This is a genomic window from Halomicrobium sp. HArcht3-1, assembly GCF_058933345.1.
In genome coordinates, this window is sequence record NZ_JBZYDM010000001.1 from 203,306 (window position 1) to 215,404 (window position 12,099).

Here is a 12,099-nt window from a genome sequence, read left to right on the forward strand (position 1 = left end):
ACGGCGACCGACCTGCCCGAGACCGCCCCCCATGGCATGCGCACACACTCTCGATCGCTTTGACAGCGTTTAAACGGCGGATTCACGTGACTGTGTCCATGAGCTTCGACGTCGGACTCGTCGGCAAACCCTCTGTCGGCAAGTCCACTTTCTTCAACGCTGCGACGATGAACGACGTGCCCGAGGGAGCCTATCCGTTCACGACGATCGACCCGAGCGTCGGCGAGGCCTACGTTCGCGTCGAGTGTGCGGCCCCGGAGTTCGATCACTCCTGTACGCCGAATCTGGGCTACTGCGAGGACGGCACCCGGTTCGTCCCGGTCCGTCTCGTCGACGTGGCCGGACTGGTCCCGGGCGCACACGAGGGGAAAGGACTGGGCAATCAGTTCCTCTCCGATCTCAACGAGGCCGACGTGTTGATCCACGTCGTCGACTTCTCGGGGACGACCGACATGGAGGGCGAACCGACCGAGGGCCACGACCCACGGGAGGACATCGATTTCCTCGAAGACGAACTGGACATGTGGTACCTCGACGTACTGGAGAAAGGCATCGAGCGCTACCGTTCTGGCTACCACGGCGAGGAAGCCGCTATCGAGGAGGATCTGGCGACCCAGATGAGTGCGTTCCGCACCAACAAAGACGAGATCAAGCAGGTGATCCTCGCACTCGACCTCGAACTCGACCCCGACGCGTGGGACGACGAGGACCGCGAGGAACTGGCCCGCGAGATCAGAAAGCGCACCAAGCCGATGGTCGTCGCGGCCAACAAGATGGACACGCCCGCCGCACAGGACAACTACGAGGAGATCACGAGCGATCCCGACTACGATCACCTGACCATCGTGCCCGCCAGCGCCCACGCGGAGAAGGCGCTCAAGAACGGCGACGAGCAGGACGTGCTGGACTATCGACCCGGTGACGACGACTTCGAGATCGTCGAGGACGTGCCCGAGGAGAAGGCCGCGGCACTGGAGCAGATCGGCGACTTCACCGACGAGTACGGCGGGACGGGCGTCCAGCAGGCCATCGAGACGGCCCTGTTCGAGGAACTGGACGCGATCGCCATCTTCCCCGGTGCCCGCAAGCCACAGGAAGACGGGACCTTTCTGCAGGACTGTTTCGTCCTCGAAGGTGGCGCGACCGCCGAGGACTTCGCGTACTTCCTGCACACTGACATCGGCGAGGGCTTCCTGCACGCCCACGACGTGCGAAGCGGTCGCCAGATCGGTGCGGACACGCTGCTCGACCATCGCGACGTGGTGGAGATCACGACGACGAACTAGCGCCGTCGAACGAATTCTGCGAGAAGTCCCTATTTTGCTTCGAGCGTGATCGTCTCGTCTTCGACGGTGATCGCGTACCCCTCGTACTCGAAGGAGATCTGTACCGTGACGTCCGTGTGCGTCACCATCGAATCGAGTGCCTCTGGATCGATCGTGTGATAGAGCGGCGTCAGGTCCGTCTCGGAGACCCCTTTCTGCTCCGCGACGGCACGAACGATGTCTTCGGTCGTAGCTGGTGGATCGCGCGCTGTACTGCTCTCTGGAACCTCTGATGTCATGCTTAACATGTGTAGTCGGTGTCGTGCCCTTCCCATTGGCACGGACGTTTCTGCCACTCGTGTGGATGGTATTCGTCGTGCTCAAACTATTGCCTATCCAGAAAGGTTTCCTGTTCAGTGTTGGTGGTTCACACGGGTGTCCGGAGCGTTCATACTGCCGGCTGTACGTCTGGACGGAATTTCGCGACCCCGGGGTCGCGAATATCTCGAAACGGGTACTGCCGGCAGTATCAGTGACTCGCTGGAACGCTGTCGCGCTCCTCCTCGGAGATGTCGAACAGATCGAGCAACAGCAGTTCGAGTCCGCGATACAGATGCTGGCTGAACGTCGGCTGTGAGATTCCCAGTGCGGCCGCACAGTCGCTCGCGGTGCTTCGTCGGGGCCAGGCGAGATAGCCGCTCTGGACGGCCGCCCGGACGGCGTCGCGTTGCTTCGTGGTAAGCGCCGAGAGGTAGCGTTCGGTTCCAACCGCACCGGTGACGGCGACGAGGTCCGAATCGTCGCGGTGCCACTTCGAGAGCAACGCGGTCCCCGGGTGGTGGTCGAGCATCGTGTCGACGACGGCGCTCGCGTCGGCGTGTCCCGGTACCTCCACGACGATGATGCCGGTCCCCGATTCTGCGACGGTACGCTTGATCACCGCGTGGGTCGTCGCGAGTGTTCGCATCACGCAATCCTGTCGGTCGATGACGACTTCCAGCAGCGATTCGGTGCCCGTGTCACGGACGACTCTGGCCGACTCGACGTTTTCGAAGCCCTGCGCGAACTCCACCGTCGTTTCGGGTGGTGCTCTGACGGTGTAGTATTCCAGAAAGTAGTCGTCGTCGCGGTGGATCGCGTCTTCGGCGACGACACGACACTTCAGTGCTTCGGAGACGGCGATAAAGAAACTCTCCGAGTCTCTGATTTCGAACTTGAGTTCGACCGTCGCCCGCTCCTGTTCCATATCTCCATATTGACAGTCGGCTACAAATCCATAATTGCGGTACCTGGGCATTAATAGCGGTAAGCCGTTCCTAATCGATGTTTCAGCCGCGGAACGGTCGACTTCCCGGCGCGATGCGTGCGGTCGTGACGACCAATACTTATTGATCTCGCGGGGAAGGGCACAGTATGCCAGCACACACTTCGATCTACGACGATATCGGCGTCCCGACGGTGATCAACGCCGCCGGCACCAAAACACGGATCGGCGGAAGTCTCATCCGGCCGGAAGCCGCTGACGCGATGCGAGCGGCGGCGAACTCGTTTGCGCGGATCTCCGATCTCCAGTCACGGGCCAGCGATCTGATCGCCGACGTGACCGGCGCGGAGGCCGGCTACGTCGCCAGCGGGGCCGCTGCGACGATGACACTCGCAGCGGCGGCCGCCATCGCCGGCGACGACCTCGGGACGATGGCACGCCTCCCCGACACCGATGGAGTCGCCGACGAGATCGTCATGCCCCGGACACATCGGACCGGCTACGATCACGCGCTGCGCGCCGCCGGGGCGACGATCGTCGACGTGGGGACGAACGACCGCCACCTCGGGACCGGCGCGACCAACGTCGAGCCGTGGGAGATCGCCGACGCCATCGGCGAGGACACGGCCGCCGTCGGCTACGTCCAGAAAGAGTACACCGACCCACCACTGTCGACGGTCGCCGACATCGCACACGATCACGACGTGCCCGTGATCGTCGATGCCGCCGCCGAACTCCCGCCGGTCGACAACCTCGAACGCTTTATCGACGAGGGCGCGGACATGGTCGTGTTCAGCGGCGGCAAGGCGATCCGCGGCCCCCAGTCGACAGGTATTCTGGCCGCCCGTCGCGAGTACGTCCGTTCAGCCGCTGCCCAGCACCTCGACATGCACGCCGCCGCGGACGCGTACGTCCCGCCCGAAGACCTGATCGACGTCGAGGCACTCGGCGGCGTCCCCCGACAGGGCATCGGTCGCGGATTGAAGATCGGCAAGGAGGAACTGGTCGGTCTCATCCGCGCGCTCGAACTGTTCGTCGAGGAGGATCAGGCCGCGAAACAGGACGAGTGGGCACGCCGCGCCCAGCGTGTCGTTGCCGGTCTCACCGACGCGCCGGTCACGGCCGAAATCACGGGCGGTGACGGCGTCTCGGTCGCACCTGAAGTCTCCGTCTTCGTCGATCCCGACGCCGCCGGGATCACGGCCGCGACGTTAGCCCGCGAGCTTCGACAGGAGGACCCGCGCGTGTTCGTCGGTGCCGACGGGATCGACGACGGTATCGTGACGATCAATCCGATGTGTCTCACCGACGAGGAAGCCGACTACGCCGTCGAGCGGATCGAGGTGGCGCTGGCGTAGCGATCCGCTGACAGTATCCCGTTCGGTGGCTCACTCGTCAGCGTTCGATCACGTCCGGTCCCGACTGGCCGTGACGAACAGCCATGTCAACAGCACGTACGGGAGAATCGGGCTGGCAACGTTGAACGCCGCCGTCGCGACCCAGATCGCGGGATCGGTGCCGGCGATTCCAACGTACGGTGCAATTGTCTTGTCGATGGTGGCGCCACCGAGGACCGTCACTAACTGGAAACACGACCCGTAGACGAACGCGAGTGCGCCGACGTGGTGCATTCCGAGTAAATACGCGGGATCCATCTTCTCTTCGGTGATGTACGCCGGGATGATCGCGTCCGACGCGATGAGTAGCCCACCGAACAGGAGGAGCGCGATCGCGTGATACTCCATGTCGATCGGGGCGATACCCGGCGGATCGATCGCTTCGTTGACCCAGACGAGAAGCCCACCCGCGTAGACGATCACGAAGAACGGACCGAGCAATCTGCCCATCCCTGCGGTGTACCATCGGATCCTGTCTCTCGCCCGGTCGTCGTCCATCGGCCGGTAGATAATCCGAGCAACGTTCCCAGCAAGCCGGTAGTGGAAGTGGCGATACCGTCCTTTCAAACTGGTCATCTGACAGTCGAGACTGTCACCTCACCGGGAAAGGTCTACCGAGCGGATCTCGGGACCTCGCCCTTTCTCGATGGTCGCGTCGGTCTTCACTCGAACAGATCGGTCGAGAGGTACCGCTCCCCGGTGTCGGGCAAGATTACGACGACGGTCTCCTCGGGGTGTTCTCGGGCGTACTCGACGGCGGCACCAAGGGCTGCGCCCGACGAGATGCCCACGAGGACGCCCTCTTCCCGGCCGAGGCGACGGCTCCACTCGCGAGCGTCGTCCGCCGAGATCGTGCGGATCTCGTCGAGCAACTCTCGCCGGAGCACGTCCGGGACGAATCCGGGTCCGATGCCCTGTATCTCGTGGCTGTCGGGGGCGTTCTCCGAGAGCAGTGGCGACGACTCCGGTTCGACCGCCACGGAAGTGACCGTTGTCTTGCCCCGTTCCTCCTTGAGATACGCCGAGATGCCCGTAATCGTGCCGCCGGTGCCGACGCCAGCGACGACGGCGTCGACGCCGCCACCGGTGGCGTCCCAGATCTCCGGGCCGGTCGTCTCCCGGTGGACCCGCGGATTGGCGTCGTTCTCGAACTGTCGGGCGCGGATCGCCCCCTCGGACTGGGCCAGTTCGTCGGCGCGCTCGATGGCCCCGCTCATGCCCGCGTCGGCGGGCGTCAGTTCGAGGTCGGCACCGAGCGCGCGCAGGAGTCGGCGGCGCTCGTCGCTCATCGAGGCCGGCATCGTCAGGATGCAGTCGTACTCTTTCGCGGCACAGACCGCTGCAAGTCCGATCCCCGTGTTGCCGCTGGTCGCTTCGACGACGGTGCCTCCGTCGTCGAGTGCGCCACAGTCCTCGGCGGCTTCGATCATCGCCAGCGCGATGCGGTCCTTGACTGAGTAGGGGTTCGATGCCTCGATCTTCCCGTACAGGTTCGATGCGAACGAGTCGAGTGCCAGCAGCGGCGTCCCGCCGACGAGGTCGGTGACGCGTTCGGCCGCGGCGATTCGCTCGGTCGACGCTCCAGCAGCGGTCATGCAATCGATCCGACGGGCGGGACTCGCCTGAGTCGTCACCCTCGATACTGCGGTGCTTACCGTGGATCTGCTCCCCGTCCCCGAACTGTACAGCTTAACTCGATTCCGAGTCCGCGGACATTTATATCCTATGAACGATTATGAACAATCGATGCCTCAGATCACGGTATCAGATTCACTGTACCGCAAGCTCGAAGAATCGACAGACGGCCGCGACATGGAGCAGGCGATGTGGCAGATGGTTTACCTGTTCGACCGCGGTCAGAACCCCTCCGAGTGATACGGATTATTGTAGCGATTTACCGGTGACCGTCGTCACGGGGGATACGATCACCAGTAAGCAACTACAATAAACCATATGAGACTGTCGGCTGTTACCGGCCCGCCGGTTCGTGACATGGGATCACGAACCGCTCGACTGACAGCCGAGCACACGAGCACACGCCTGTCCCCATAGCCAGATTCCGCCGGTCGTCGTCGTCGCGCTCCCGGTGGTTGACGACGCCGGCTTCGAGCGAACACGTTTTCTGACGCTACGCCCCGGGAGCGTTCAGCACCGCTCGTGAATCGTTGCTTGGATCGTTGATACGCGTCGAGATCGGCCGAGCGGCCAGTTCGCCGTCGTAGGGAGAACAGAGTGTGGCGCGGGCCGTCTCGTCGCCGTGGAGCCACGTCGACTCCTCGTCGGGGGCGAGGATGACGGACATCCGGTGGTGCAGATCGGCCATGAACTCGTTCGGTTCGGTCGTGAGAATCGTAAACGTCTCGACGATTTCGTCCTCGTCGTCCTCGCTGTCGGTGCCGGCCCCGAACTCGCCCAGACCGGTCTGGCGCTGTGGTGGCCGCCAGCGTTCGTAGATGCCCGCCATCGCGAACGGCGTCTGGTCGGCCAGCGTCACCCGATAGGGCTGTTTCTCGCCGTGTTCTTCCGTCCACTCGTAGAAGCCATCCGCCGGGACCAGACAGCGCCGCTGCTCGTAGGCGTCGGCGAAACTGCGCTTCTGGTCGACAGTCTCGGCCCGTGCGTTGATGAACTCGAAGTCACTCCTGTCGTCGGCCCACGACGGGATCAGCCCCCACTCCATGCGCTGGATGGTCGTCGGTTCGTCGGCCGTGATCACCGGCAGCGACTGGCTCGGGGCGGCGTTGTAGCGTGGTTCGTAGTCGTCGTCGAACGTCGCGCCGAAGCGCTCTTCGATGTCCCCACGTGGCGCGAACAGGCTGTAGCGACCGCACATGGGCGTGGGTTCGTCTCCCAGCGTCAAATACTGTCCTCTCTGCCCGCGAGTTTAAATCCGATCACGCCCTACCGTCGCCCGGATGACGGCTGATCCCTCGTTTTCGATCCCCGCGCGGCCGCGGCGACGCTATCCGTCGAGTGGCGGCGTCGAGTACGAGGGCCAGACGATGTTTCGGGTCGACCCGGCGACAGACCACTCCCACGCCACCCTCCGCGACCTCGTCGAGACCGTCGTCGCGGACGGTCCGTACCGCTCGGGAGAGTTCATCGAACTGCCGATGCCGCTGTGGCTTGTCCGTGACGACGAGACGGCCGACGTGTTCCGCGTGTCGATCAGGAACGGCCAGATTCGGCTGCACGTCCTGCCCGCCACCGAGGCCGACGGCCTGCGTCGGTTCTACGAGCGACTGGTCGCCGCGAGTGACTGTGCGTGGTCGGTCGCCTGTGAGTCCACTATTGCGTAGGGAAACCGTCTTGTCGCCCCCCACACTACGCTTCGAGCATGACTGTCTCTCGTGAGGTCGAACTGGAGGGTCACATCATCGACTCCGGGATGATGCAGACCTCTTTCGGCATCATCATGGACATGGGTGGCTCGTTCTCCGTCGAGACGTTCGAGATCGGTCGCCACGAGACCGCGGAGTCGTACGCCAGGCTGCTGGTCGAGGCCGACGACGAGGCCACGCTGCAGTCGATCATTCACGAACTCCACCAGAACGGCGCGAACCCGAGCGATCCCAAAGACGCGACGCTGGAACCGGCTCCCGCCGATCAGGTCGTCCCCCACGGCTTCTACTCGACGACGAATCACCCGACCTACATCCGCTACGACGGCGAGTGGATCGGCGTCGAGAACGTCGAGATGGACTGTGCAGTGGTGGTAGAAAACGGAGACGACCCCCGTGCCTACACCAAAGTCCTCAACGCCGTCGAGGAGGGCGACCTGATCGTCACCGGCGAGACCGGTATCAAGGTCGAACCGCCAGAACGCCCGCGTGGCAAGCAGGGTGCCTTTGGCTTCATGCAGGGTGGGGTCTCCTCGGAACGGCCCTCCGAGTCGACGATCCGCCAGATCGCAGAGGCCATCGCGGAGACCAAGGCCGACGGCGGCAAAGTCCTCGCGGTCTGTGGGCCGGCGCTCATCCACTCGGGCGCACGCGAGGACCTCGCCCAGTTGTTCCGCGAGGGGTACATCGACATGCTCTCGGCCGGCAACGGATTCGCCGTCCACGACATCGAGCGGGACCTCTACGGCACGTCGCTGGGGATGGACACCGAGACGCTCGATCACGCCCGGAAAGGACACAAACATCACATCTACACCATCTCGGAGATCATCCGCGAGGGCGGTATCGAGGCCGCCGTCGAGTCGGGCACGATCGAGTCGGGCGTGATGTATGAATGTGTCACCAACGACCGCCCCTTCGTGCTGGCGGGGTCGATCCGCGACGACGGCCCCCTCCCGGACACGATCACCGACGCCGTCGAGGCCCAGAACGCCATCCGCGAGCAGGCCCACGAGGCCGACATGGTGTTGATGCTGTCGACGTTGCTGCACTCGGTCGCGGTCGGGAACTGCCTGCCCTCGACGACCCGCGTCGTCTGTGTCGACATCAACCCCGCGACCGTGACCCAGTTGCTGGATCGGGGCAGCGCGCAGGCCGTCGGGATGGTCACTGATATCGGCACCTTCGTGCCGATGCTGGCCGAGCAGTTGGTCGGCGAGGAGTAGCGCCGCGAGCGAAGCGAGCGGTTTTTTGGTCCAGATTTTTGCGCGAGTGGTCGCGAACGGAGTGAGCGACCCGATGCGGAAAAAGGTGGATCGCGGACGTTCGTGCCGATGCTGGCCGAGCAGTTGGTCGACGGGGAGTAGGACCGCGAGCGAAGCGAGCGGCTTTTTCGCCCACGTTTTTCGACGAGTGGGTCGCGACCAGAGCGAGCGATCCCGAGGAGAAAAAGGTGGATTGCGGACGTTCGTGCCGATGCTGGCCGAGCAGTTGGTCGGCGAGGAGTAGGACGGTCCGAGCGGTGTTATTTCTCGATCACCCACACCTGCTCGGTACTGTCTTCGGTCACGGGCGAGCGGTCGAAGTCGCCGTACACCGTCCACTCGGAGAAGCCCGCCAGCCGAACGAGTAGCTCCATCTCACGACGGTACACCGCTTTCAGGTCGAACGTCTCTTCCCACACCAGTTTGCCGTCGCGGTACAGTTCGCGTTCGGTGCGGACGATCGGCGTCGCCGGATCGACGGTCTCGCTCTCGTCGTGCTGGCGGTAGGTGTGGCCGTCCAGTTCGAACTCGTGATCGAGGGTCATCCCGTCGGCCATGATCTCGTGGCTGGGGATGAAGACGTTCAGCGCCAGCGTGCCGTCCGGCTGGAGGTGCTCGCGGACCCGTTCGAGCGCGGCCAGCTGATCGTCGATCGAGTGGAGGTGGAGGAACGACCGGAAGGGAATCGTGATCAGTGCGTACTCGCGGGGCGCGTCGAACGTCCGCATGTCGTCCTGCCAGACCGTCGGGTCGAGACCGCGATCCGCGGCCTTCGCTTCGAGTCGGTCGAGCATGTCCCGCGAGGCGTCCAGTCCGTCGGCGTCGATGCCAGCGGCGAGCAGTTCGTTGTAGATCCGGCCAGTACCACACGCGACTTCGAGGACTGGGCCGTCGGCGTTCGTCGCCAGATCGACGTAGAAGTCGGTGTCGCCGATCGACTGTTCGTCGTAGATCCTATCGTAGTACTCGGCCCAGCCGTCGAACAGGGCGTCACTGTCGTCCATGCGATGCTGGTCGTGTGGGGTCGGAAAAAGGGTGTTCCCCGTGTGTCATCAAGTGACACGATGGTCGTCGCCGCGATCAGACGCCTTCGACGCCCGAACGGTACTCCTTGACGTGCTCGTGGGCCTCTGCGATCGTTTCAGCGGCCTCGTCGACGGCACTCGATTCGAGGTCGTGGAGCGCGTTCTGGATGCGGGCCAGTCGGCCGTGGTCGGGACCCTCGTCGGCCGTCGAGAGCCGGTCGAGCTGGTCGGCCAGGTCCGAGAGGCGTTCGCTGTCGTCGTCGTTGTCGGCGGACTGTGCTGCGTCGGCGAGCAGTTCGCTCGCGGTCGCGAGTTCTTCACGCGTCATACTCACCGCTACACACATCGCTGGAATAATCCTTCGGATCGACGGCGGTCGTTCCGTGCCGGACCGACCGTACGACTGCGTGCGGTCGGCCGGGGAAGCGGCGATCACTGTCCGTCTCACTTAGTCTCGCGCAGGCGGAGGACGCCACCGACGACGACCACTGTCGCACCGACCAGCGTGGCGTACACACCGACACCGGCCGTCGAGAATCCCGAGACGAGACCGATCCAGTGGCCGGCGACGACCGCGATCAGTGCACCGCCGCCGACCGCGGCCTGCCCACTGCGACGAGTCCCCTGTAGCACCGCGACCACCGCGAGCACGGCGAAGGCGACGAGGATCGCGAGGAAGCCGTTGGCTTCGAGGCCGGCGGTCGTCCCGCCTGCCGTGACCTGCCACGGGAGGAGGGTGCCGACGATCGAAACGAGCGCGCCAGCGAGGGCGGCATACTCCGGCAGTCCGAGGGACGTATCGTCGCTCATCCGTCCATCCACCTCGGTCTGGTCGGCACGTCGAAGCGGTCTGTAACCACGAGGCCGAGGCCGAACAGGGTTGCGACGGCGACGGGCACCCAGTTGCCGAAGTAGGCGTTGATCGACCCCCAGAGGATGACGAAACTCACCATGTCGTCGAGCATGAACGTACAGGAGCGAAGCCGATTACGGAGGTCGGCCCACTCGAAGCCAAAGTCCAGTGCGAGGACGGCCACCGTCGCCGACAGCACCCACCCCTCGTAGTTCGACCACGGCACGCCGTAGTACGCGCCCCCGCCGTAGTCCCAGAAGCCGAGCGCCACCGCGCCGGGATCGAGGACGAGATCGACGGCGAGGACGGTCGCGATCACCGCCGGCAGGCGGATCCACGCGCTGGCGGCCCGGTCGCCCAGCAACAGCGTACACAGCAGGTAGCTGTTGACCACCAGCGGGACGAAGAAGATCGGCAGGCCCAGTGGCACTTCGCCGGCCAGCATCGGCCCGAGCGAGACGCCGTAAGTAAACTCACCGTAGGGCCACCCGGTCGACAGTCCGACGAACTCGATGGCGTAGGCGTACAGCGTCAACAGCCCCAGCGAGATGGCCGCCCGGCGGTCGATCAGCGGTGCCAGCCCGGCCACGAGGGGCAGGCGCATCACGAACGTCCCCAGCAGGATCAAGAGCGGGTGAAAGACCAGCGGGTCGGGCAACCACGGCGGATTGACGGCACTCAGCGTGAGCAAGACGGCTCCCGTCACCGGAAACACGACAGCGATGGTGAACCGATTTTCGAGGACCAGATCGTCCAGTCGGTCGACGACACGCTCTCGCGTCGTCGTGGCGAGCAGGTCATCCATACAGCATCACCCAGAGGCCGACGAGCGTCATGCTCGTGCCGACGAGCGTGTTGATCGCGGGGTACCACCAGTAGGCCGCGTGGACGTCGACGCCGGCCAGCATGATACCGAACACGAGGACGGGGTAGAGACCCAGCAGCAGGCCAAAGACCCAGTGGACGAGTCCGAAGGTGACGGCGGCGGCGAGCCAGCAGGCCCCACAGTAGTAGTAGGTGCGGCGTTCACCGAGCCACGTCGCCGTCGTCTGGATGCCCGCCTCGCGGTCGGGTTCGATGTCGGGGATGGCAGAGAAGGTGTGCATCCCCATCGTCCAGAGCCACGCGCCGGCGATGGCAAGCGTCGGGGGGAGAGTGCCCTCGATGGTGGCGAAGGCGATCACTGCGGGGAGGATGTACAGCCCGTTCGACAGCGAGTCCAGCAACGGCGTCGTCTTGAAACGCGCCGGTGGAGCGCTGTACTCGACGGAGAGGACGGCCCAGACACCCATGGCTGCGAGTGCGCTCGTGGGCAAGAACGGGACAAAGGCCAGCACGAGCAGGCCGGAGAGTACGATCACGCCGAGCACGACGGGGTCGCGCTGGAAGCGGACTTCTTTCCCTGCGTCCTCGTCTTTCTTCGGGTTGTACTCGTCTACGTCGGCGTCGAAGGCGTCGTTGACGCCATAGAGGAAGACGTTCCCCGGCACCAGAAAGTACGCGAACAGGGCGATGGCGACCGGTGCGAACAGTTCGGCCGGCCCGTCGGCCGCGTAGGTCACGCCGACGATCACTGGACCGGCCAGATAGAACCAGAAGCGCGGCCGTGACAGTCGCAGGAGGTAGCCCACGCGGCTCTCCTCTGGCGGGAGGGCGGTCGCCAGTCGGTCGGTCAGTGCAGCGCTCATG

At 64.5% G+C, this 12,099-nt stretch carries 15 protein-coding genes; 5 read left to right on the plus strand and 10 right to left on the minus strand.

What is annotated here, in order from left to right:
• The first annotated feature begins 98 nt into the window (after positions 1-98).
• Positions 99-1,286: a redox-regulated ATPase YchF gene (locus AC5FRW_RS01075; RefSeq protein ID WP_493566566.1), complete on the plus strand. Its 1,188-nt coding sequence runs from the start codon at positions 99-101 to the stop codon at positions 1,284-1,286.
• Between the two features lie 29 nt (positions 1,287-1,315).
• Here the strand turns inward: AC5FRW_RS01075 and AC5FRW_RS01080 are convergent, their stop codons facing one another.
• Together AC5FRW_RS01080 and AC5FRW_RS01085 are read right to left on the minus strand one after the other, a co-directional pair.
• Positions 1,316-1,564 (minus strand): HalOD1 output domain-containing protein, encoded by a 249-nt coding sequence (locus AC5FRW_RS01080; RefSeq protein ID WP_493566567.1) that lies wholly within the window; start codon positions 1,562-1,564, stop codon positions 1,316-1,318.
• 230 nt (positions 1,565-1,794) lie between these two features.
• Positions 1,795-2,511, minus strand: a complete 717-nt coding sequence (locus AC5FRW_RS01085; RefSeq protein WP_493566568.1) for a helix-turn-helix domain-containing protein — start codon at positions 2,509-2,511, stop codon at positions 1,795-1,797.
• A 167-nt stretch (positions 2,512-2,678) separates the two neighbouring features.
• On the opposite strand from AC5FRW_RS01085, the gene AC5FRW_RS01090 reads away from it, so the two are divergent.
• Positions 2,679-3,887, plus strand: a complete 1,209-nt coding sequence (locus AC5FRW_RS01090; protein ID WP_493566569.1) for an aminotransferase class V-fold PLP-dependent enzyme — start codon at positions 2,679-2,681, stop codon at positions 3,885-3,887.
• Between the two features lie 48 nt (positions 3,888-3,935).
• On the opposite strand, the gene AC5FRW_RS01095 is transcribed toward AC5FRW_RS01090, so the two are convergent.
• Positions 3,936-4,502 carry a hypothetical protein gene (locus AC5FRW_RS01095; protein WP_493566570.1) on the minus strand — a complete coding sequence of 189 codons (567 nt, stop codon included), beginning with the start codon at positions 4,500-4,502 and terminating at the stop codon, positions 3,936-3,938.
• 86 nt (positions 4,503-4,588) lie between these two features.
• The gene (cysK, locus tag AC5FRW_RS01100; RefSeq protein ID WP_493566571.1) at positions 4,589-5,521 is read right to left on the minus strand and encodes a cysteine synthase A; all 933 of its coding nucleotides are present in this window, start codon (positions 5,519-5,521) and stop codon (positions 4,589-4,591) included.
• A 151-nt stretch (positions 5,522-5,672) separates the two neighbouring features.
• Here cysK and AC5FRW_RS01105 point away from each other — a divergent pair, with 151 nt between their 5' ends.
• On the plus strand, positions 5,673-5,801 hold the full coding sequence (locus AC5FRW_RS01105) for a DUF8556 family small protein (protein WP_493566572.1): 129 nt from the start codon (positions 5,673-5,675) through the stop codon (positions 5,799-5,801).
• Positions 5,802-6,054: 253 nt separating this feature from the next.
• Here the strand turns inward: AC5FRW_RS01105 and AC5FRW_RS01110 are convergent, their stop codons facing one another.
• Positions 6,055-6,759, minus strand: a complete 705-nt coding sequence (locus AC5FRW_RS01110) for an SOS response-associated peptidase (RefSeq protein WP_493566573.1) — start codon at positions 6,757-6,759, stop codon at positions 6,055-6,057.
• Between the two features lie 82 nt (positions 6,760-6,841).
• On the opposite strand from AC5FRW_RS01110, the gene AC5FRW_RS01115 reads away from it, so the two are divergent.
• Complete coding sequence (locus tag AC5FRW_RS01115; RefSeq protein WP_493566574.1) at positions 6,842-7,225, plus strand: hypothetical protein; 384 nt, start codon at positions 6,842-6,844, stop codon at positions 7,223-7,225.
• 38 nt (positions 7,226-7,263) lie between these two features.
• Positions 7,264-8,493: an ornithine cyclodeaminase, nickel-pincer nucleotide-dependent gene (locus tag AC5FRW_RS01120; protein ID WP_493566575.1), complete on the plus strand. Its 1,230-nt coding sequence runs from the start codon at positions 7,264-7,266 to the stop codon at positions 8,491-8,493.
• A 299-nt stretch (positions 8,494-8,792) separates the two neighbouring features.
• On the opposite strand, the gene AC5FRW_RS01125 is transcribed toward AC5FRW_RS01120, so the two are convergent.
• The 5 genes from AC5FRW_RS01125 to AC5FRW_RS01145 form a co-directional block, all read right to left on the minus strand.
• Positions 8,793-9,536, minus strand: coding sequence for a class I SAM-dependent DNA methyltransferase (locus AC5FRW_RS01125; protein WP_493566576.1), 744 nt, complete (start codon positions 9,534-9,536; stop codon positions 8,793-8,795).
• 76 nt (positions 9,537-9,612) lie between these two features.
• Positions 9,613-9,885: a DUF7553 family protein gene (locus tag AC5FRW_RS01130; RefSeq protein ID WP_493566577.1), complete on the minus strand. Its 273-nt coding sequence runs from the start codon at positions 9,883-9,885 to the stop codon at positions 9,613-9,615.
• A 116-nt stretch (positions 9,886-10,001) separates the two neighbouring features.
• Positions 10,002-10,367: a hypothetical protein gene (locus AC5FRW_RS01135; protein ID WP_493566578.1), complete on the minus strand. Its 366-nt coding sequence runs from the start codon at positions 10,365-10,367 to the stop codon at positions 10,002-10,004.
• Positions 10,364-11,215: a bisanhydrobacterioruberin hydratase gene (gene cruF / locus AC5FRW_RS01140; protein ID WP_493566579.1), complete on the minus strand. Its 852-nt coding sequence runs from the start codon at positions 11,213-11,215 to the stop codon at positions 10,364-10,366. Before cruF ends, AC5FRW_RS01135 begins: the two co-directional genes overlap by 4 nt.
• Positions 11,208-12,098 (minus strand): prenyltransferase, encoded by an 891-nt coding sequence (locus AC5FRW_RS01145; RefSeq protein ID WP_493566580.1) that lies wholly within the window; start codon positions 12,096-12,098, stop codon positions 11,208-11,210. Before AC5FRW_RS01145 ends, cruF begins: the two co-directional genes overlap by 8 nt.
• Position 12,099: the final 1 nt, after the last annotated feature.